General features: G+C 55.5%; 16 protein-coding genes and 4 tRNA genes. 8 read left to right on the top strand and 12 right to left on the bottom strand.

Annotated features, from left to right (window positions below; all coding sequences use genetic code 11):
• Positions 1-62 precede the first annotated feature (62 nt).
• Entirely contained in the window at positions 63-1109 is a 1047-nt protein-coding gene (locus NQ495_RS04130; protein ID WP_040294524.1) for a linear amide C-N hydrolase, read from the top strand.
• A 129-nt stretch (positions 1110-1238) separates the two neighbouring features.
• Here the strand turns inward: NQ495_RS04130 and NQ495_RS04125 are convergent, their stop codons facing one another.
• The 5 genes from NQ495_RS04125 to NQ495_RS04105 all read right to left on the bottom strand — a co-directional run bounded on the left by NQ495_RS04125 (position 1239) and on the right by NQ495_RS04105 (position 3960).
• Positions 1239-3404, bottom strand: coding sequence for a right-handed parallel beta-helix repeat-containing protein (locus NQ495_RS04125; protein ID WP_009134219.1), 2166 nt, complete (start codon positions 3402-3404; stop codon positions 1239-1241).
• Between the two features lie 184 nt (positions 3405-3588).
• Positions 3589-3660, bottom strand: a tRNA-Thr gene (locus NQ495_RS04120).
• 35 nt (positions 3661-3695) lie between these two features.
• Positions 3696-3771, bottom strand: a tRNA-Gly gene (locus NQ495_RS04115).
• A gap of 12 nt (positions 3772-3783) precedes the next feature.
• Positions 3784-3865: transfer RNA gene (locus NQ495_RS04110), tRNA-Tyr, on the bottom strand.
• Between the two features lie 21 nt (positions 3866-3886).
• Positions 3887-3960, bottom strand: a tRNA-Thr gene (locus tag NQ495_RS04105).
• A gap of 632 nt (positions 3961-4592) precedes the next feature.
• Between NQ495_RS04105 and NQ495_RS04100 the strand changes: the two genes are divergently transcribed.
• Positions 4593-5549 carry an NAD-dependent epimerase/dehydratase family protein gene (locus NQ495_RS04100; RefSeq protein ID WP_009134220.1) on the top strand — a complete coding sequence of 319 codons (957 nt, stop codon included), beginning with the start codon at positions 4593-4595 and terminating at the stop codon, positions 5547-5549.
• Positions 5550-5831: 282 nt separating this feature from the next.
• Here the strand turns inward: NQ495_RS04100 and NQ495_RS04095 are convergent, their stop codons facing one another.
• The 4 genes from NQ495_RS04095 to NQ495_RS04080 form a co-directional block, all read right to left on the bottom strand.
• Positions 5832-6974, bottom strand: coding sequence for a class I SAM-dependent rRNA methyltransferase (locus NQ495_RS04095; protein ID WP_009134221.1), 1143 nt, complete (start codon positions 6972-6974; stop codon positions 5832-5834).
• Between the two features lie 128 nt (positions 6975-7102).
• Positions 7103-7678 (bottom strand): 3'-5' exonuclease, encoded by a 576-nt coding sequence (locus tag NQ495_RS04090; protein ID WP_009134222.1) that lies wholly within the window; start codon positions 7676-7678, stop codon positions 7103-7105.
• 12 nt (positions 7679-7690) lie between these two features.
• Entirely contained in the window at positions 7691-9622 is a 1932-nt protein-coding gene (locus NQ495_RS04085; protein ID WP_009134223.1) for a RecQ family ATP-dependent DNA helicase, read from the bottom strand.
• A gap of 22 nt (positions 9623-9644) precedes the next feature.
• A complete protein-coding gene (locus NQ495_RS04080; protein ID WP_118060780.1) occupies positions 9645-10217 on the bottom strand; it encodes a SagB/ThcOx family dehydrogenase in 573 nt (190 codons plus the stop codon).
• A gap of 277 nt (positions 10218-10494) precedes the next feature.
• On the opposite strand from NQ495_RS04080, the gene NQ495_RS04075 reads away from it, so the two are divergent.
• Both NQ495_RS04075 and NQ495_RS04070 read left to right on the top strand, forming a co-directional pair.
• Entirely contained in the window at positions 10495-11463 is a 969-nt protein-coding gene (locus NQ495_RS04075) for a DUF3089 domain-containing protein (RefSeq protein ID WP_009134225.1), read from the top strand.
• 143 nt (positions 11464-11606) lie between these two features.
• Positions 11607-13964: a glycosyl hydrolase family 95 catalytic domain-containing protein gene (locus NQ495_RS04070; protein WP_009134226.1), complete on the top strand. Its 2358-nt coding sequence runs from the start codon at positions 11607-11609 to the stop codon at positions 13962-13964.
• A gap of 6 nt (positions 13965-13970) precedes the next feature.
• On the opposite strand, the gene plsY is transcribed toward NQ495_RS04070, so the two are convergent.
• Positions 13971-14600, bottom strand: a complete 630-nt coding sequence (gene plsY, locus NQ495_RS04065; protein ID WP_009134227.1) for a glycerol-3-phosphate 1-O-acyltransferase PlsY — start codon at positions 14598-14600, stop codon at positions 13971-13973.
• Between the two features lie 142 nt (positions 14601-14742).
• Here plsY and NQ495_RS04060 point away from each other — a divergent pair, with 142 nt between their 5' ends.
• The 4 genes from NQ495_RS04060 (at position 14743) to NQ495_RS04045 (ending at position 19099) form a co-directional block, all read left to right on the top strand.
• Positions 14743-15660, top strand: coding sequence for a YitT family protein (locus tag NQ495_RS04060; protein ID WP_009134228.1), 918 nt, complete (start codon positions 14743-14745; stop codon positions 15658-15660).
• Positions 15661-15677: 17 nt separating this feature from the next.
• The gene (gene miaB, locus NQ495_RS04055; RefSeq protein ID WP_009134229.1) at positions 15678-17051 is read left to right on the top strand and encodes a tRNA (N6-isopentenyl adenosine(37)-C2)-methylthiotransferase MiaB; all 1374 of its coding nucleotides are present in this window, start codon (positions 15678-15680) and stop codon (positions 17049-17051) included.
• Between the two features lie 48 nt (positions 17052-17099).
• Entirely contained in the window at positions 17100-18002 is a 903-nt protein-coding gene (locus NQ495_RS04050) for a LysR substrate-binding domain-containing protein (RefSeq protein WP_009134230.1), read from the top strand.
• A 74-nt stretch (positions 18003-18076) separates the two neighbouring features.
• On the top strand, positions 18077-19099 hold the full coding sequence (locus tag NQ495_RS04045) for a YeiH family protein (RefSeq protein ID WP_009134231.1): 1023 nt from the start codon (positions 18077-18079) through the stop codon (positions 19097-19099).
• Positions 19100-19340: 241 nt separating this feature from the next.
• Here NQ495_RS04045 and rplT read toward each other — a convergent pair whose 3' ends face one another.
• Positions 19341-19685: a 50S ribosomal protein L20 gene (gene rplT / locus NQ495_RS04040; protein WP_009134232.1), complete on the bottom strand. Its 345-nt coding sequence runs from the start codon at positions 19683-19685 to the stop codon at positions 19341-19343.
• Positions 19686-19779: 94 nt separating this feature from the next.
• Positions 19780-19974: a 50S ribosomal protein L35 gene (gene rpmI, locus NQ495_RS04035; protein ID WP_009134233.1), complete on the bottom strand. Its 195-nt coding sequence runs from the start codon at positions 19972-19974 to the stop codon at positions 19780-19782.
• Positions 19975-20074 lie beyond the last annotated feature (100 nt).

Genomic DNA, 20074 nt, shown 5'->3' with positions numbered 1-20074 from the left:
TGCTGGCGTTTTTTGGTTCGGACTTTGCGGTATAACAACCCAAGATTGCAAAAAAAAGAAATATGAGACCTAATAAAGTTGCATTTGGTTTGTCGCTGATCTTGTCGGTTGCCGCTTTGTCCCGGACAGACGCCTGTACGCGGGTGGTATACAATGGTTTGGATGGCACGGTGATGACTGCCAGGTCGATGGACTGGAAGGAGGACCCGTACACGAACTTGTGGATTTTTCCGCGGGGCATGTCCCGGAGCGGGGAAACGGGGAACAATTCGGTACATTGGACCTCGAAATACGGGAGTGTAGTTGCTTCCGCTTACGAGATTTGCAGTACCGACGGCATGAATGAGAAAGGACTGGTGGCCAATCTGCTGTGGTTGGCCGAGTCTGAATACCCGAAATGGGACGGTCAAAAGCCGGGGCTCACGATTGCCGCATGGGTACAGTATATGCTCGATAATTTCGCGACGGTGGACGAAGCGGTAGCGGCAGTTTCGAAGGGTGGGTTCGAGGTGGTTTCGGATCAGATGCCCGACGGTTCGCGTCTGGCTACGTTGCATTTGTCTATTTCGGATACCACGGGCGACAACGCCATTTTCGAATACGTCGGCGGGAAACTGAATATCCACCATTCCAAAGCCTACCAAGTGATGACCAACTCGCCGGTGTTCGACCAGCAGCTGGCGCTCGACGACTATTGGCGCACCATCGGAGGCACAACGTTCCTTCCCGGGACGAACCGTGCGGCCGACCGTTTTGTCCGGGCATCGTTTTACATCGACGCGATTCCCAAAGTGAAAGATTCGCGCGAGGCGGTGGCCGCTGTTTTCAGTGTGATCCGCAATTGCTCGGTGCCGTTGGGTATCAGCACGCCCGGAGAACCGAATATCTCCTCGACCCGTTGGCGTACGCTCTCCGACCAGAAAAGCAAAATCTATTTTTATGAATCGACGTTTTATCCCAATATCTTTTGGGTCGATTTCAAGGATGTCGATTTTTCGCCTGGAGCGCCTGTCAAAATGCTGGACCTGAATCACGGTAAGACTTATGCGGGCAATACCGCCGCGGAGTTCGTCGCAACGGCGCCTTTCCATTTCCTCGGGATCGAATAGGTCCGGCCGGGACGTGCCGAGCAGGCCGGATTTCGGAAAATGCCGGTTGAATTAAAAACGCGGATACCATATGGTATCCGCGTTTTCCGTAATGAATTTGCCGCCTCTTTCGGGGAAAGTTTCCGCTTGTCAGTCTTTCCACGTATTGGCCGGCATCGTGAACCCGATCTTGTCGAAAGGAATGGCCTTGAAGCCCGGGATCTGTTTGAAGACTTCGGCATCGGGTTTCAGGTTCCAGTTTTCGTTCGCCTCATCTACGAATCCGGGAGCCGGGTAACCGTGTCCGCTCCAGGTAATCCAGCTGTTGGTCATGTTGTAATAGGCGCGTTCGTAGGGACGTTCCCCTGCACGGACCAGCGTGGTGACGTTGTAGAAGAGGTTGCGCGTGAAATTGTTCCGAACGGGGTTGTGGTAGTCGTTGTTGATGTAATCGAGGATGAACGGATATTTCGTGGAGTAGGGAGGTTGCGAGGCATTGACCTCTGCGAAGCGGCTCTTGAACGTGTTGTTCGTATCGTCGTTGTCGCCCCAGTGCGTCATCCGGTCGTCGATATAGAGTCCGTAAGGACAGTCGATGAAGATATTGTTTTCATAATAGTGGTCAGAACCGCCTCCCACCAACACGGGATGCAGTCCCGCCTTGTAGAGGATGTTGCCGATTACGGTCATGTTGCAGGCGCCGTCGTCGTGGTAGAACCCGGCTACACGGTGTTTGGCGCTCAGGTGGTGTACATAATTGTACATGAGTTTGTTGCCCAGTTCTGTTTTGTCCCGTCCGTTGTAGATTGCGCCGAGGTCGTCGATTTCGCTGCAAACGTTGTGGATGTTGCAGTATTCGATCAGGTGGTCGTTGCCGTTAAACTGGATGGCCGTCGAAGGTGCATCGAAAATCTCGCAGTTGCTGATACGGTTGCCTACGCCGCAGATGTAGATAGCCGGGCGCGATGATTTTTCAATGCGGTTGTAATGGGATATGCTGCAATTCTGAACGTAATTTCCGCCCAGTTCGAGCGTAAGCCGGTTGCCGCCGCCCATGTTGATGCCGCCGCCGCCCACGTTGTAGATGACGCAGTCTACCACGCCGTTGTTGTGTCCCGCCTGCCGGTCAAGCGACGGATGCTGCCACATCACCAGCGGCATCGATCCCAGCATGCCGGATACCTGCGGCCACTCTTTGCCTACCTGCTGTCCGTAATAGTCGAAGGGTGCATTCCCTTTGCCGACGAGAACGGCCTGTGTCCCGATATTGCGGAAACGGCAGCCGCGCACGACGGTTCGTTCGGTGCGCTCCATATAGATGCCCGCTCCGCGCGTGCATTCGAACGAGATTCCCCGCACCTCTACGTTTTCGACCCCTTCGATGGAAAGCATCGGTTCCGCCAGCAACGATACCTTTATTGACTCGGGAATTTTATCCAGGTAGACCCAAACCGTTTGGTTCGGGACATCGAGGTAGTATTCTCCCGGCGTGTCGAGCTCTTCGAGCATGTTCATCACGAACCAGCGGTTGTAGTCTTCGCCCGAAATCAGGCCGTACATGCCCGCTTCTGCAAAGGTAAACGTCTTGGCTACGGTGTCCATTTTAGCCACCTTCAGCATATCGTCGGCATAGCCCCATGCGAAGTAGCCGGAGAGCCATTCGGGTTTGCTTTTCCACGTTGAAGGCCGGTTGCCGCAGTATTCGAACGTGCCGCCTTTGTTCGCAAAATCGCCGTAGCGTGGAATCGATCCCTTGTCGATTACTTTACCCATCAGCTCCATCGTATCGTTCGGCCAGCGGCAGATGCGGCGGGGCTCATTGTCGATGAATACTTCCGTCCATGCCGGCAGCGAGGGGCGCCCGGCACCGACGTTGCGCAGGTCGCCGATCTGTTTTACGCCTGCTTTGCGCAGGTCGATCTTGTAGATTTTGTCGCGTATTTCGTCCCGGACCCGGATTTCCGAAGCGGGTGCTTTTTCCAGCAGGGTCAGGGGAACATCCATACCGCCGAGGAAAGTTACCGATGCTCCGTCCATCGGCCGCACGACCAACTGGTTTCCCTGAGCGCCCAATTGGGCAGCGGTCATCTCCAACGTTTTCGTGAGCCGGTAGGTGCCTTCGCCGATCAGCAGTGTGACCTGGTCACCTTTCTGGCGGTATTTTCCGGCCAGATCGATTCCCTTTTGCAGTGTGGAGGCGAGAACGGCCCCTTGCGGAGCTCCGCCCTTGGGCGGATTGACGCAGACGACCCGTTCGGCCGCCTCGATATGTCCGCACAGGATGAGTGCGGTGAACAGGACGCAGATGCGTTTCATAGCAGTGTGTAGTTTTGAATGAACGAATGCCGGGAAACCTCGTGGCGGCCCGGAGTGCGAAGATAGCAATTTCCGTCGGTTTGTTTTCCCGGTTCATGAAAAAACGACCGGAACGACGATACGGAGCCAGGATACGGGTATGAAAAAAGCGACTATGATCAAATCATAATCGCTTGATTCAAAGAGCTGTTGACGAGGATTGAACTCGTGACCTCTTCCTTACCAAGGAAGTGCTCTACCACTGAGCTACAACAGCAACGTTGCATTATCTGCGCGAACCTACCGCGCGGTTGGAGCGGAAGACGAGATTCGAACCCGCGACCATTAGCTTGGAAGGCTAATGCTCTACCAACTGAGCTACTTCCGCAAAAATTGAGTGTGGGCGGAGATGGATTCGAACCACCGAAGTCGAAGACAGCAGATTTACAGTCTGCCCCATTTGGCCACTCTGGTATCCGCCCGGATAATTAAAGAAAGAACAGAGCCGATGGAGGGATTCGAACCCCCGACCAGCTGATTACAAATCAGCTGCTCTGGCCAACTGAGCTACATCGGCAGGCCTAATACCCTTTCAGCGGGGACAAAAGTAAACATCATTTTTGAATTCTGCAAAACTAACGGCGATTTCAGTGAAATTATTTATTCGTATATGCAGGCTGTGTTCTGTTTTTAATAGTGTAATATATTTATAGATAGATTATTGTGTTGATTTTCTATGTATGTCGGTTTTCTTACATAGTTTCATGTGGTTTTAGCGGCCCGCAACGAAGGAGGCGGTGGTATGTGATAGATAGAATTTCGTTATATTGAGTTGTATATGAATGGTATATCTTGATCAGGGCGGACGCTCTGCATGGCAAAGGCCTTTTCGTGCTCGTTTCGAAACAATTTCTAATCGTGGATAATCCTGCTCTTTCCTGTTATTCCGATCTTTATTTACATCGTTGAAAAATACTGGTGAAAAAGAGTCTTCTATTGATTTTTGTGTTGTCCGGTTTCAGACTGTTCATGCTGACAGTGTTGGTCGTTCCCTGCCCGGCAATGTATGTGCTTTCCGGGCAATGGTGTTTTTGATAATAAAAAACACTTTACAGAGCCGTTTTTCGACGAAAAAAGGTATTTTTGCGTCGGCGAAGGAAAAAATCGCAGTCCGAAAGAGCAAAAACAACAAAATTATAACCGAAAGTTATGAAAAAGATATTGATCGTTGGGGCCGGCGGCCAGATCGGATCGGAGCTGACCACTTATCTGAGGAGCATTTACGGGGATGCCAACGTCGTGGCGTCCGATATGCGTGAAAGTAAAGCATTGGGCGAGGCGGGACCTTTCGAATTGCTCGACGCCCTCGATGCGAAAGCGTATGCCGGGATTGTCAGCAAGTACAAGATCGATTCGATTTTTAACCTGGTCGCACTGCTCAGCGCCACGGGCGAAAAGATCCCGCAGAAGGCGTGGGAGATCAATATCGGTGCGCTGATGAACTCGCTCGAGATTGCCCGGGAGAACAATTGCGCGCTGTTTACGCCCAGTTCGATCGGTGCGTTCGGCCCGTCGACGCCGAAAGACAAGACTCCCCAGGACACGCTGATGCGCCCGACGACGATCTATGGCGTCTGCAAGGTAACCGGCGAATTGCTGGGTGACTATTACCACACCCGTTTCGGGGTGGACACGCGCAGCGTGCGTTTCCCGGGGCTGATTTCGAGCCTGACGCTGCCCGGTGGCGGCACTACGGATTATGCCGTCGAGATTTTCTACGAGGCGGTCAAGAGCGGTAAATTTACCTGTCCGGTACCGTCGGATGTCTACATGGATATGATGTATATGCCCGATGCGCTGCGCGCCTGTGTCGAACTGATGGAAGCCGACCCGTCGAAACTGGTGCACCGCAACAGCTTCAATATCGCTTCGATGAGCTTTACCCCGGAGATCATCTGCGCCGAGGTCAAAAAGCTCGTTCCGGGCTTTACAATGGATTATAACGTGGATCCGGTCAAAGAGAGCATTGCCCGCAGCTGGCCCAACTCGCTGGACGATACCTGCGCGCGCGAGGAGTGGGGCTGGGCTCCGAAATGGGATCTCACTTCGATGTCGGCCGATATGCTGGAAAAAATCAAGGAGAAAAAAGCGAAGGGGTTGTTGTAATTCTTTCGGGATCTTCTTGGTGCCGGGGTTATTGGCGGTATATTGTATCGATACCGTTTCGGTATTAGTTACCGGGATAACCGGGCCACTTGATACATAATTTCAGAAGCAGAAAAGGATAAGGACGAAAGGAAACCCAGGTTTCCTTTCGTCCTTATCCTTTTATTGCGGAATCCTCGATGCCGCGAACGGAATGGGTGCAAAGCAACTTGTCGTATAAGAGATCAGACGTACTCTCTCTCGTATCGAAACACAGCTTGTCCGGATCAGCTTTCCCGTCTGCTATTCCACATACAGCACGAGCCCTTTGAGGTATTCGCCCTCGGGATGGTAGATGTTGACCGGGTGGTCAGCCGGCTGCGTGAGCTGGTGCAGGATCCGGACACGGCGACCGGCGATGGCTGCGGCTGAGAAGACCGCCATGCGGAACTGTTCGCGGTTTACGGCCTGCGAACAGCTGAATGTAAAGAGGATTCCGCCGGGTTTAATCTGCCGGAAAGCTTGCGTATTGAGTCGCTTGTAGCCTTGCAGGGCGTTGCCGAGGACCTTGTGGTGTTTGGCGAAGGCGGGCGGGTCGAGGACGATCAGGTCGTAACGGCCGTCCATGCCGCGCAGGTACTCGAACGCGTCTTGCGCGATCGCGCGGTGCGGCGCCTGTTCTCCGAAGTTGAGTGCGATATTCTCTGCCGCCAGTTGTACCGCCCTTTCCGAGCTGTCTACCGAATCGACCTGCGCGGCTCCTCCGGAGAGGGCATAGACCGAAAATCCCCCGGTGTAACAGAACGTGTTGAGTACTGTCTTGCCTTTTGCATAGCGGCGGACCAGTTCGCGGTTCTCGCGCTGGTCGATGAAAAAACCTGTTTTTTGTCCCTGCTCCCAGTTTACCCGGAACAGGCAGCCATTCTCCAATACCGGGTTCTCTGTCTTGGCCGGTTCTCCCCACAGGTAGCCGTCTTGTGCACCGAGCCCCGCGTTGTAGGGTAGTGTGCCGCCGCTCTTGTCGAAAAGTGCGGTCAGCCGGTCGCTGAACACTTCCCGGAGCGCTTCGCCGATCGCCTTGCGGCTGCGGTACATCCCTACGCTGTGGCATTGGATGACCGCCGTACGGCCGTAAATGTCCACGACCAGCCCCGGCAGCGAATCCCCTTCGCCGTGTACGAGCCGGTAACAGGTCGTTTGCGGGTTTTCGGCCAGGCCCAGCGCCTCACGCATGCGGTATGCCGCTCTGATCCGGGCATTCCACCACCGTTGGTCGATCGCCTCTTCGGCGAACGAAAGTACCCGTACCGTGATCGAGCCGATCTGGTAATGGCCCCGTGCGATGAATTGTCTTTCGGACGTGTACACGTCTACGAGGTCGCCCTCGGCGGGCGAACCTTCCATCCGGTAGATGGCACCGGAGAAAACCCATGGGTGGAAACGCATCAGCGACTCTTCTTTGCCGCGTTTGAGGATCAGCCGTGCTGTGGGCGTTGAGGGTGTCTGGGGTGTCGGGAGTGTTGAAACGGAATCGGTCACGGGTGAAGGATTATGGATGGTAAGGGTGTACCGGGTTACCGGATTAGCCGGACATAGATCTCGCGGCTGACCCAGGCGTCCGTGGCAGCGTAAAGCTGTTGGGCAGGAGTGAGGTTCGCCGCTTCCCAGTTGCTCAGGCGCTGAGCTTTCGATACTTTGATTTGCAGGGTGATGGCTGCCATTTTTCTTAGGCTCAGGTCGGTGATGCCGTATTGTCCTACGATGCTTTGCAGGTCGATAAAGCCCTTCGGCGTGAAATGGCGGAGTTTTTGGAGACCCTTCAGGTCGTCGCGGATCGCCGCGCCGATCTTGGTCACGGACGGTGATTCCATGAGCCGGAGCAGCGGTTTTTCAAGGGCGATTTTGTTGAGGCGGAACAGGAATGCGCGTTCGCCCGAGGAGAGCTGCAGCAGGGAGACTTTGTTGGTAACGCCTTTCGAAAAAGAGGGCCGTGTTTCGGTGTCGAACCCGATCAGCGGCTGGGTCGCCAGGTAGGCGCAGGCCTCTTCGAACGCCGCCGGGGTGTCGACGACGACGATCTCGCCGCTGAACGCGCCGACCGGCAGTCCGTTGACCTCCTCGTTGGTTATGCTCTCCTGGAATTTTGGCATTGCGCCCCAAAGTTACCGATTTATCCGCAGTTTTCCGCTTTTCTCTTCGATTATTTTCCCTTCGGCGGTCATGGCTGCCACTTCGCCGAGCAACGCGTCTATTTCGTAGCGGATGCCTCCGGCGAGCGTTTTCAGGTCGAGCGGGCCGGCCGCGAGCCGTTCGGCGATTTGCCTGCGGATTTCGTCGCGACGTGCCGCACTGCTTTGCGGTTCCGTGTGTTTGCGACGTTCGCGGCAAATGTCGCAGCGTCCGCAGGGGAGGTCGGTCTGTTCTCCGAAGTAGTTTTGTATCACCAGGCTGCGGCACTCGGTCTCATTTTCTGCATAGCGGAATACGGCGTCGATCCGTTCCTGCGCCACTTCCTGGCGGCGTTTGTAGCTTTCGGGCGAGATGCGCACGTCGGCTCCGGGCAGCCGCTCTTCGGAAAGGATCAGCATCGGGCTGCGGTTGCCGGGGATGTAGCGGATTACGTGCAGTTGCCACAATTGCCTGAGCAGTTCGTGTATGTGGTTTACCGTGTAGCCGGAGAGCTGTGCCAGCTCCTGCTCGTCGATCGGGACGAAGTCGCTGAACAGACCGGTGTACTGGCGCAGCAGCACGGTGAGGATATGGTCGAGTTCGCGCCGCGTGACTCGCATGCGGTAAAGGTCGTCGCGCTGCACGATAAACCGGATGCGCGGCGGGTTGTCGGTCTCGTCGGTAAGGATCAGGTAACCGTTTTGCTGCAGGATTTTCAGTGCGTTGACTACGGTGGGGGGGAAGAGTTTCATCCGTGCCGCGAATTCGTGGATGTTGAATGCGAAAGCGCGGTGTTTGCCTTCGCCGATGGCCACCTGCAGATAGTTGAACAGCCCTTCGTAAATGGTGCGGATCGTGTCGACGGGTGGGAATTCGAGCCTCAGCCGGTTGGCCACGCGTGACGGATCGTCGCCCGACAGCAGCATAACGGCATAGGCCGGGCGTCCATCGCGTCCGGCGCGCCCGGCCTCCTGGTAATAGGCTTCGAGCGAGTCGCAGATGTCGTAATGAATCACGAAGCGTACGTCCGCTTTGTCGATGCCCATGCCGAATGCATTGGTCGCAACGATCACCCGCGTCTTGCCGCCGGTCCAGTTCTCCTGTTTGAGGCTGCGGGTCAGGTAACCCATGCCACCGTGGTAGCTGTCGGCTTCGATCCCGTTTTCCTGCAGGAATTTGGCGACGGTCTCGGTCTTTTCCCGCGTGCGGACATAAACGATTCCGCTACCCGGTACGTTGTTCACGATACGCAGCAGGTGTTCGCGCTTGTCTTCGGTGCGGCGTACCACGTAGGAGAGGTTCGCCCGCGCAAAGCTCATCTGTTTGAGGTTCGGCTCGCGAAAGCGCAGGTGTTGCATGATGTCGGCCGCCACTTTAGGCGTCGCCGAAGCAGTCAGCGCGAGGATCGCCGCTTCGGGCTGCAGGTCGCGCAGCCGCGCGATTTGCAGGTAGGCGGGCCGGAAGTCGTACCCCCACTGCGAAATGCAGTGCGCCTCGTCCACGGCGATCAGCGAAACTTTCATCTTCGCGAAGCGCATCCGAAACAGTTCGCTGTCGACCCGTTCGGGGGAGATATAGAGAAACTTCACGTCGCCGTAAATGCAGTTGTCGAGGACGCGGTCGATCTCCTGCCTCCCGCGTCCTCCATGGATCGCCTCGGCCAGGATCCTGCGGCTGCGCAACCGGTCGACCTGGTCTTTCATCAGCGAAATGAGCGGCGTGATAACGATGCATACTCCTTCGGACGCAAGCGCCGGTACCTGGTAGATGACCGACTTGCCGCCGCCGGTGGGCATCAGCACGAGCGTGTCACGCCCCGCGGCGACCGATTCGATTGTCTCGAGCTGCAACGGTCGGAACGTGTCGTGTCCCCAGTATTTTTTCAGGATTGCGGCGTAGTCGCCCGTAAACGGCGGATGTGGCATAGTCCGGTTGTTTGGGCGAATGCTATCTGGTTGGAATACCCACGGTTTGGGCGATCATGATGTGCTGGGCGGGACGCAGTTTCAGCACTTTTGAGATCGTATCGCGGTCGACCGAGGCATGTACGACGACGCCCAATCCTTCCGATGCTCCATAGAGGTATATGTTCTGTGCGATCAGGCCCGCGTCGATGCCGGCAATGGCTTCGTTCCCGCCGCCCATTTTGTCGTAATCGGCGGCGAAGATGACGATCCAGTCGCCGTTCTTGGCGAAGTCCTGCGAACTTACCTCGCTGCGGTGGTCACCCTCGGCGACCAATTTGAGCGAATGTTCTTTGGCATCGTACAGGTAGGCGGCTTTGCGGCCGACGAGGTAGAGGTCGATCTCCTGGCGGTTCATCGCCGAGGCGGCCGTCCGCCGTCCGTCGGGGCGGTTGATTCCCCATGCGGCCCACAGCAGGTTCGACAGTTGCTGGTCGGAAAGCGAGCGGGCAGGATCGAGCGAACGGTTCGTAGCCCGTTTCGAAAGCGCTTCCATTAGCGGCATTCCGCCGGTTTTCTGCGGAGCGGGCAGTTTCATTTCGGTATTTTGCGACATGGCACAAAAAGTTAACAATAAAGAACACATGCAGGTCAATGCGATTTTCATAGCGTTCCGCTTTTGAGGGTTTTCACAAATTTACGCTATTTTCGCTATATTTAAACGATATTTTTGAAGTGACCGGGAGCGTGGCGGCTAATTTTAAAAGGACGATTCCCTGTTTTATCCGGGGAACCGCTATGTTGGATGTGTCGTATCCGGGCCGTCCGAAAGAGTATCGGGTTGTCGCAGCGAACAGTCAGGATGTGGAAAATCATTAAATCAGCGTGTACGTATGAAACCGTTTCAGGTTCTCCCGAAGTATATATATCCGCTTTGCTTCTTCTTTTTGGTCTTCGCTTGCGGGAAGGGTCCTTCGGACCCTGTGAGCGCAGGGTTGGATTATTCCGATAGCAGCTGTTGGTTTGAGGGAAATCGGGCTCCACGGGATAAGAAGGTCGACATTTTTTATGTGGGGCCGACCTGTATTTGGGATTATACGGATAGTTCGGGGCGAAGACAGCACCATATGGATGTTTTTGATCCCCGGCAACGCGGGTTGGTAGATCCGTCTGTCCGGTTGGCGGAGAGTGTCTTGTCAGATAGTTGTAATTTTTTCTCCCCGTATTATCGCCAGATCTCGATGGATAGCTGGTTGTCTTTGGATACGGCGGTTATCGGGAAGCGTTTTCAGTTGGCTTACCGGGATGTGGCGGATGCCTTCCGTTATTATTTGAAGCATTGTAACGAAGGACGTCCTTTTATCCTGGCCGGACATAGTCAGGGGGCGAAGGCTGTGATCGAATTGCTGAAACGTGAAATGGAGCCTGGGATCTACCGGCGGCTGGTTGCGGTTTATGCCATCGGATTTACGGTCACTCCGCAGGAGATCGATGACTATCCTTATTTACGGATCGCCAAAGACTCGATGGATGTAGGGGTGGTTATCGGATTTAACAGCGTAACGAAACGGGAAGCCGTGTCTCCATTGTTCAACGGGAATGTCGTGTGCATAAATCCCTTGAACTGGAAGACGGATGCTACTCCGGGCGTCTCTTATCAGGGTTTTACCGCCGCTATCGATCCTGTTGTCCATGCGATCGTTGTGGAGGGTGTGGATGAGGAGAAATATTATATCCCCAGTGTCGAAGCGCTGTTGCCTAAAGGAAATCTGCATGTAGCGGAGTTCGATCTTTATCGAGATAACCTGAGGAAAAACGTTTTACAACGCATACATGCGTTTGAACGCCGCCCGAATAGGTAAATAGGTAAACGGGAAGGATGCGTCTGTTCCGGCGAAAGTCCGTAGTTTCGCAATTGCCTGTGCCAACAATTGCACCGGTCTGATGATAGCGTCGGTTATCGTTCCGGAAAATGAAAGATATACAAATTTATAAGATAGCAAATATGAAAATTTCGGGTTATATCCATGGCCTCATCGCCGTTTGCAGCAAATACGGGGATATGTACAAGAACGCTTCCGGGAAGATGGGGCAATTGGCGGGTAGTACGTTGGTGCTGAGCCTTCTGGTGTTACTTTCGGGTTGCGGAAGTTCTCCGGTGGGTTATACCCCTTCGCCGCATGATCTGGTGTTCGATTCGTTGGCCGGTAAATGGGACGAAGCCGTTCCGCTGGGCAACGGTCAGGTCGGGGCTTTGGTGTGGCAGAAAGGCGACCGGCTGCGCTTTTCGCTCGATCGGGTCGATTTGTGGGACCTGCGCCCGACCGAAGGGATGACGTGGGATAAGCCCGTTTACGATTGGATTTGCGAACAGTGGCAGAACAATACCTACGGAACCGTGCAGGAGTTGTTGGACGAACCGTACGGCCGGCTTCCGGCGCCGAGCAAGATTCCCGCCGGGGCGCTCGAATTCCATACGGCCGATTGGGGGGCGGCCGACTCCGTGCGGCTTTATGTCCAAAATGCCGTCTGCAAGGTATGGTGGCCTTCGGGCAGGACGCTGGAGGCCTTTGTTCAGTCCGACGGCCCGTGCGGCTGGTTCCGCTTTACGGGTATCGACAGCCTGCGCCCGGAGATCGTCGCGCCCGCCTATGCGCAGGCCGGAGCATCGGCCGAGGACGACGCCCACTCGGGACAGGAGCTCCATACGCTCGGCTATCCGCAGGGTGTCGTTCACATGAAAGGCCGCACGATCACCTATGTGCAACCGGGATGGAACGGGTTCCAGTATGCGATTGCCGTGACGTGGAAAAAGACGCGCGGTGGTATCGAAGGAGTCTGGAGCGTGCAGTCCACTTATGGCGGGAACAGTGTGAAGAATATTGCCTCAGATGTGCGTGAAACGCTCGGCGAAGGGTATGCGGACGCCTATAAGGTGCACCGCGCCTGGTGGCAGCGGTTCTGGGACAAATCGGTCGTTTCGTTGCCCGACAGCGTGCTGGAAAAGCAGTGGTATCTGGAGCAGTACAAATTCGGCTCGGCGGCACGCGCCGATATGCCGCCGATTACGTTGCAGGCCGTTTGGACGGCCGACAACGGGAAGTTGCCGCCCTGGAAAGGGGATTTTCACCACGACCTGAATACGCAATTGAGCTATTGGCCGGCATACGGGGCTAACCACCTGGACGAGGAGATCGGTTTCACGAACTGGCTGTGGAGTCACCGCGACGCTTTCCGACGTTATACGGAAGGATTTTTCGGGCGTGGAGGACTGAATGTGCCGGGGGTGACGACGCTCGACGGCGAACCGATGGGCGGATGGTGCCAGTATTCGATGTCGCCGACCGTTTCGGCGTGGCTCGGACACCATTTTTACCTGCACTGGCGTTATAGCGGCGACCGTACTTACCTCGAGGAGCGCGCCTATCCGTGGATCGCCGGGACGGCGACTTTCCTTGAGCAGCTGTCGGTGAAGGATGCGCAGGGCCGCCGTAGGCTGCCGCTCGGTTCCTCGCCCGAGATCAACGATAACCGCCGGGAGGCGTGGTTCCCGACGATGACCAATTACGATCTCGCGTTGACCCGGTTCACATTCGACAAGGCGGCCGAGTTGGCCGGTGCTTTGGGTAAAAGTGACGAAGCGGCCCATTGGCGGCAGGTCGGCAGCGAGTGGGGCGATTATGTGTACGATGAGAGCGGCCTTAATTTCGCAGAGGGGCTGCCTTATACGGAATCGCACCGCCATTTCTCCCACCTGATGGCGTTCCATCCGCTCGGACTGCTCGATCCGTCGCAGGGCGACAGTGTGCGGAGGATTTTGCAAAACAGCATGGAGACGCTCGAGCGGATTGGGCCCGAATGGTGGTGCGGGTATTCGTACAGTTGGGTCGGAGGTATGTGGGCCCGTATGGGCGACGGGGAGCGGGCTGCGGCCGCGCTGCGCGATTTCGCACAATGCTTTTGCCTGAAGAACAGCTTCCATGCCAACGGCGACCAAAGCCGGAGCGGCAAATCGAATTTTACGTACCGGCCTTTTACGCTAGAGGGGAATATGGCGTTCGCTTCGTCGCTGCAGGAGATGCTGTTGCAAAGCCATACCGGAACCGTTCGCATTTTTCCGGCGATTCCGCCGTCGTGGAAGGATGTTTCGTTCCGTACGCTGCGGACCGAAGGGGCATTTCTGGTTTCAGCGGCGATGCGGGACGGCAAAGTGTCGGAAGTGAAAGTGTGTTCGACGGTCGGCGGTCCGCTGCGCGTGCTCAATACGTTTTCCCGTCCGATCGAAGCTAAAGGCGTCGTATGTCCGCCGGGCGAAGTTTTCGAGGCGAATCTTACTCCGGGTGAGGAATTGACTTTGCTGTAGAGTCGTTTAAGCGTCTTTTCTCTTGCCGAGATAGATTTTCGATTCGGTGTGATGGATGAGCCGCCCGATGTTCTTGCGGTGGGTCAGCAGCAGTAGCACGGCGATTACGCAGCTGAAAACGATCAGCGAGGCGGAGCGTTCACCGAAAACGAGGACGATAAAGATCGGGAAGGCGATTCCGGCGCTCATCGAGCTGAGCGATACGTAATGCGAGAGTGCCAGTACGATTATAAAAACGATGAGGCATAGCCCGACGGCGGGAGGGTAGACTCCGGCGACGGCGCCGGCCAGTGTGGCGACGCCCTTGCCACCCTTGAACCCGGCGAAGATAGGGAAGATATGGCCCACTACCGCGGCGGCTACCAACATGATTTTGAAATTGAACATCGCATCGCTGCCCGGCGCGTATCCCGACAGGTGGGAGAGCATCACTGCTGTGAACCCTTTGAGGATGTCGATCGCGAAGACCGGGAGCGCCGCGCGCCGGCCGAGCGTGCGCAGCGTGTTCGTAGCCCCGGCGTTGTGACTGCCGTGTTCGCGCACGTCGATGCCGTAGAAACGTTTGCCGATCCATACCGCGCTCGGGATCGATCCCAGCAGGTAAGCGACGATAACCAGTAAGATATTGAGTGCCATGATTGGTCTGATTAATGCAACGATGCAGGATGCGGCGCATTCCTGAGACAAAAGTACACAAAGATACGCTTTTCGACGGATGTGTGTCGTGTTTTAACAATATTGGCTACTTTTGTCGAGAAATTTAACAATGTCGGGTGTTATGGAGTTTGCTCTTACGGAAAAATACAGGCGGTACGCATCGCGGCGGCGAATCAAGTCGGTATTGTGGCTGGTTTGCGGCTCGATCCTGATGTCGGCCGGTTTCGTGTTGTTCATGAATCCCTACCAGGTGGTACCGGGCGGCGTCTACGGTCTGGGTATCGTGCTCCATGCGCTGTTCCCGTCGATACAGGTGGGTACGTTCGGCCTGATGTTCGATATTCCGCTGCTGCTGATCGGACTGAAAGTGTTCGGGCGGATGTTCGGTGCGAAAACGGTTACCGCCGCGCTGCTGATCCCGGTGCTGATGAATACGATGACCTATTTCATCGGCGAGAATCCGGCGACGATGTTCGGCGGCAAAATGGATTTGAGCAACGACCTGTTCCTGGTCTGCATCTTCGGCGGCGTGTTGATCGGTGCCGGACTGGGCATGATCATCAAGACCGAAGCTACCTCGGGAGGGACGGATATCGTGGCGATGCTGCTGGTCAAATATGCGCGTTTTTCATTCTCACGCGGGGTGCTGCTGGTCGATTCGCTCGTGGTGATCTTCGGTATGGTCGTTTTGGGAGACTGGCGCTTGCCGCTTTACTCTTTAGTCACTATCTTTGTCACCACCCGGGTGATCGACTTTATCGTCGACGGCGCCAGTTACGACAAGTTGCTCTTTATCATTTCCGACCGCAACGATGATATCCGCGAATACATTCTCGAAAAGATGGGGCGCGGGGGAACGTTTATCAAATCTTCCGGCATGTATACCGGCGCCGGACGCGAGATGATCTTCCTGGTGGTGAGCCGCAGCGAGGTGTCGGCGATCAAGGGAATGATCAAAGAGATCGACCCGCAGTCGTTCGTCGTGATCGTCGATGCGCACCAGACTTACGGCGACGGCTTCAAGGCGTTCCCCGATTAGCGTAAAGCATTTTTCAGATGAATTTGAACCATGTAAATATCAGCGGCCTGCGCCCGATTGTGGGTGACGGGCGCAAGCTTTATATCGAAACGTACGGTTGCCAGATGAACGCCGGCGACAGTGAAGTTGTGCTTTCGATCCTGCAGGGGGATGGCTTCCGGTATACGGAAGATCCCGCCGGGGCTGACGTGATCCTGATCAATACCTGCTCGATCCGGGACAATGCCGAGCAGCGCATCTGGGGACGGCTCCGCGAGTTGAGGCAGTACAAGAAAAAGAATAAGGGCTTGTTGGTCGGCGTGATCGGCTGTATGGCCGAACGGTTGCGCGAAAAGCTGATCGATCAGGAAGAGCTGGTCAATCTCGTGGCCGGTCCGGACGCTTACCGGGACCTGCCGCGCCTACTGCGCGAGGCCGGAGGGGGTGCGAAGGCTGTCAATGTGCTGTTGTCGGGCGAGGAGACTTATGCCGAAATCTCGCCTGTCCGGCTCGATAAGAACGGCGTGAGTGCTTACATTTCGATTATGCGCGGTTGTAACAACATGTGTTCGTACTGTGTGGTCCCTTACACGCGCGGAGCGGAGCGCAGCCGCGATCCGCAGACGATCCTGCGCGAGGCGCGCGAACTGTTCGACGGCGGTTACCGCGAAGTTACCCTCTTGGGGCAGAATGTCAATTCGTACCGTTGGAAGAACGGGGAAACGGTTGCCGGATTTGCCGACCTGCTCGGCGCCGTGGCGTCGGTCGACCCGAAATTGCGGGTCCGTTTTTCGACTTCTCATCCGAAAGACCTCAGCGATGAAGTGCTGCACACCATGGCGCGTTATCCGAACCTCTGCCGGGCGATCCATCTGCCCGCCCAGTCCGGCAGTACGCGGATGCTCGAACTGATGAACCGGAAATATACGCGCGAGTGGTATTTGGGGCGCATCGAAGCGATCCGCCGCATCCTGCCCGGGTGTTCGATTTCGACCGACTTGATCGCCGGGTTCTGTACCGAGACCGACGACGACCATCGCCAGACGCTTTCGCTGATGGAAGAGGTGGGCTATGCATCCGCCTTTATGTTCAAATATTCCGAGCGGCCCAATACGAAAGCCGCCCGCCACATGGCCGACGATGTGCCCGACGGGGTGAAGACCGCGCGGCTGAACGAGATCATTGCGCTGCAAAACGAACTTTCGCTGCGCAGCAACCGTCTTGATGTGGGCCGGGAGTTCGAAGTCCTCGTCGAGGGGGTGTCGAAGCGCAGCGACCGCCAGCTTTTCGGCCGCACGTCACAGAACAAAGTGGTGGTTTTCGACCGGGGCGATGCCCGGGTGGGCGATTACGTCCGGGTGCGGGTGACCGATTGTTCGTCGGCGACGTTGCACGGCCAGCGGGTGGAGTAGTCCGGTCCGGAGGCAACAACCGATTCGATTTTTTAACCTTGGGAAGCTATGTTGACCGATTTCCGCCTGAAAGTCTTTAAGACCGTCGCCGACCGGCTCAGTTTTACGAAAGCTGCGGCCGAACTGCTCATTTCGCAGCCGGCCGTCACCAAGCAGATCAACGAGTTGGAACGGTTGTTGGGTAAACCGCTCTTCCTGCGTCACGGCAACCGGATCTCCCTGACCGACGACGGCGTCCGGCTGCTCGAATATGCGAACCGCATTCTGGCGTTGTACGGAGAGCTGCGTGATGCTTTTGTCGAGGAGCAGGGGGCCTTTTCGGGTGAAATCCGCCTCGGGGCGAGTACAACGCTGTCGCAATACGTGTTGCCCGGCTTGCTGGCGAAATTCCGCAAGCTCTATCCCGATGTTCGCGTTACGCTTTTTAACGGGAATACCGAACAGATCGAACGGCAGATCGCCGACGGTAAGCTGGATTTCGGCATGATCGAAGGGACCGCATCGAATCCCGCGCTGCATTACGAACTCTTCATGGATGACGAATTGGTGCTGGTGACTTCGGCCTCGAACACCTCTTTTACCCGTGAGGAGATTACAGCCGCGGACTTGCCCGCCTTGCCGTTGGTTATCCGTGAAAACGGTTCCGGAACGCTCGACGTGCTCTCCCGGGAGCTCTCCCGGCACGGCTTGTCGTTGCGGCAGTTGCACATCGAGATGCAGTTGGGCAGTACCGAGAGTATCAAGCATTACCTGTTTTATTCCGATACGTTCGCGTTCGTTTCGGTGCAGGCTGTGCTGGACGAGTTGGCGGCCAACCGGCTGCGGGTGGTCGAGGTGGGCGATATGGAACTGGTCCGCCGGTTCAGTTTTGTCACGGCCCACGGCCAGCGCAGCCGACTGACCGATCTTTTCAAACAATTCTGCCTGAATCATTATAACCGGAAGTTATAGCCTACAACTTTTAGTGATTGGCATCGGGAGCCTTCACGGCCTATTTTTGCGCCGTGAAATCAAACATGATCCCAATGTCAGCAAATTCTGCCGTACTGACTTCCAATGTCGCCGCCCTCCGGGCCAAATCAACCAAACGTTCCGCTCAACAGGCCGCCAAGCAGAAAATTCTGCCGCCCGCCGCGCGCAAGGCCCTGTTCTTTTTCTGTATCGTATTGTGCGCAACGCCTTATTTGTCGGCACCGGTCGCGTTGCTGGGGGGATTCCTTTTTACATTTCTGCTGGGGCATCCTTTCCCGAAACTGAGCGGTAAAGCGACCGGCATGCTGCTGAAGGCATCGGTCGTCGGACTTGGTTTCGGTATGAATATCCATAGCGCCCTGCAGGTCGGGCGGGAGGGACTTTGGCTTACGATCGCTTCGATCAGTACGGTGCTGGTTCTCGGCTATGTTATCGGACGGTGGTTTCATATGCGCCGCAAAATGTCGCATCTGGTCGCATCGGGGACCGCAATCTGCGGGGGAAGCGCGATTGCTGCGGTGGCTCCTGCGGTCAAGGCTAATGAGAAGGAGACCTCGGTGTCGCTCGGCGTCGTGTTCCTGCTCAATTCCGTCGCGCTGCTGTTGTTCCCGTTGCTGGGACATTGGCTGGGCCTGACACAGCACCAGTTCGGCCTGTGGAGCGCTATTGCGATTCACGATACCAGCTCGGTAGTTGGAGCGTCGTCGGCTTATGGTTCCGAAGCACTGAATGTCGCGACGACCGTGAAACTGGCCCGTGCGCTGTGGATCATTCCCGTGTCGCTGCTTTCGGCGTTGTTGTTCCGGAGTTCGGGTAAAAAAGTTTCGATTCCGTGGTTCATTGGGTTCTTTATCGTGGCGATGCTACTGAACAGTTACCTGCCGTTCGTAGGGATGTTCAATACGCAGCTCGTTACGGTGTCTAAGGCCGCGTTGGTGGTAACGCTTTTCCTGATCGGATCGAGCCTTTCGGTTGAGAAGATCCGGGCGGTCGGTTTCAAACCCCTCCTGCTGGGGGTGTTGCTTTGGGCGGTAGTGTCGGTCGGTTCTCTGCTCGCGATCCTTTATCTCGGATAGTCTGGGGCGGCGGTGGGTCCTTTGTTTCGCGGTGGCACGTTGCTTGATCCTGCCGGACTGAGGTTCCGCGATTATCCGTTTTTTGCCTTTGTGTATTGCAAAACAATGAAAATAATCTCGTGGCTCCGGGATTGGAATAGATGCGAGTGAAAAAAGAAATCCCCGGTTCTCTGAAAGAGCCGGGGATTTTCATACAAAAGTACAGACAAAAAAGCCGCTCTAAAAAGAAGCGGCTTTGTAACTATTTAACTGTTTTTACAACTTTTTCGAATGCTTTGGGGTTGTTCATCGCCAGGTCGGCAAGTACCTTGCGGTTGAGTGCGATCCCTTTGGCGTTGACTTTGCCCATAAATTCCGAGTAAGTCATTCCGTAAGCGCGGACACCGGCGTTGATACGCTGAATCCACAGGCTGCGGAACTGACGTTTTTTGTTCTTACGGTCGCGATAGGCGTAGGTAAGACCTTTCTCGACGGTATTTTTGGCGACCGTCCAGACATTTCCCCTTGAACCAAAGTTACCTTTGGCAAGTTTTAAAACTTTTTTTCTTCTGGCTCTTGATGCTACAGCATTGACTGACCTTGGCATAATGTGAAAGTTTTACGAGTGGTCGGCGGCGTGGTTCTCCCACACTCTTTGGGGCACGGGCACTCTTGGTTTAACGTGTCGGCAGAGTAGCGGACTACTTTACCAGAAGCAGTTTGACGGCAGCTTCGTTGGCCGGTGCGACGAGACCCGAATAGGTCAGGTTGCGTTTTTGTTTGGTGGTTTTCTTGGTCAGGATGTGGCTTTTGTAAGCGTGTTTGCGCTTGATTTTGCCGCTTCCCGTGAAATCGAAACGCTTCTTAGCGCCCGAATTCGTTTTCATCTTAGGCATTCTACTAAATGTTTTAAAAAAGTTAAACAGTCCGCAAAAATACGATTAATTCTTCATATTTAAAAATCCGGTCCGGAAAAATACCTGTTTTTGGCAATGT

It is taken from the genome of Alistipes indistinctus YIT 12060, from assembly GCF_025144995.1.
GTDB classification, from domain to species: domain Bacteria; phylum Bacteroidota; class Bacteroidia; order Bacteroidales; family Rikenellaceae; genus Alistipes_A; species Alistipes_A indistinctus.
The sequence above is the reverse complement of the archived record's forward strand: the minus strand, read 5'-3'. Positions and strand labels throughout refer to the sequence as shown.

Bases quoted from the DNA above. Each gene is read 5' to 3' on its own strand.
- NQ495_RS04130 (WP_040294524.1), top strand. From the start codon at position 63: ATGAGACCTAATAAAGTTGCATTTGGTTTGTCGCTGATCTTGTCGGTT.
- NQ495_RS04125 (WP_009134219.1), bottom strand. From the start codon at position 3,404: ATGAAACGCATCTGCGTCCTGTTCACCGCACTCATCCTGTGCGGACAT.
- NQ495_RS04100 (WP_009134220.1), top strand. From the start codon at position 4,593: ATGAAAAAGATATTGATCGTTGGGGCCGGCGGCCAGATCGGATCGGAG.
- NQ495_RS04095 (WP_009134221.1), bottom strand. From the start codon at position 6,974: ATGCGTTTCCACCCATGGGTTTTCTCCGGTGCCATCTACCGGATGGAA.
- NQ495_RS04090 (WP_009134222.1), bottom strand. From the start codon at position 7,678: ATGCCAAAATTCCAGGAGAGCATAACCAACGAGGAGGTCAACGGACTG.
- NQ495_RS04085 (WP_009134223.1), bottom strand. From the start codon at position 9,622: ATGCCACATCCGCCGTTTACGGGCGACTACGCCGCAATCCTGAAAAAA.
- NQ495_RS04080 (WP_118060780.1), bottom strand. From the start codon at position 10,217: ATGTCGCAAAATACCGAAATGAAACTGCCCGCTCCGCAGAAAACCGGC.
- NQ495_RS04075 (WP_009134225.1), top strand. From the start codon at position 10,495: ATGAAACCGTTTCAGGTTCTCCCGAAGTATATATATCCGCTTTGCTTC.
- NQ495_RS04070 (WP_009134226.1), top strand. From the start codon at position 11,607: ATGAAAATTTCGGGTTATATCCATGGCCTCATCGCCGTTTGCAGCAAA.
- plsY (WP_009134227.1), bottom strand. From the start codon at position 14,600: ATGGCACTCAATATCTTACTGGTTATCGTCGCTTACCTGCTGGGATCG.
- NQ495_RS04060 (WP_009134228.1), top strand. From the start codon at position 14,743: ATGGAGTTTGCTCTTACGGAAAAATACAGGCGGTACGCATCGCGGCGG.
- miaB (WP_009134229.1), top strand. From the start codon at position 15,678: ATGAATTTGAACCATGTAAATATCAGCGGCCTGCGCCCGATTGTGGGT.
- NQ495_RS04050 (WP_009134230.1), top strand. From the start codon at position 17,100: ATGTTGACCGATTTCCGCCTGAAAGTCTTTAAGACCGTCGCCGACCGG.
- NQ495_RS04045 (WP_009134231.1), top strand. From the start codon at position 18,077: ATGTCAGCAAATTCTGCCGTACTGACTTCCAATGTCGCCGCCCTCCGG.
- rplT (WP_009134232.1), bottom strand. From the start codon at position 19,685: ATGCCAAGGTCAGTCAATGCTGTAGCATCAAGAGCCAGAAGAAAAAAA.
- rpmI (WP_009134233.1), bottom strand. From the start codon at position 19,974: ATGCCTAAGATGAAAACGAATTCGGGCGCTAAGAAGCGTTTCGATTTC.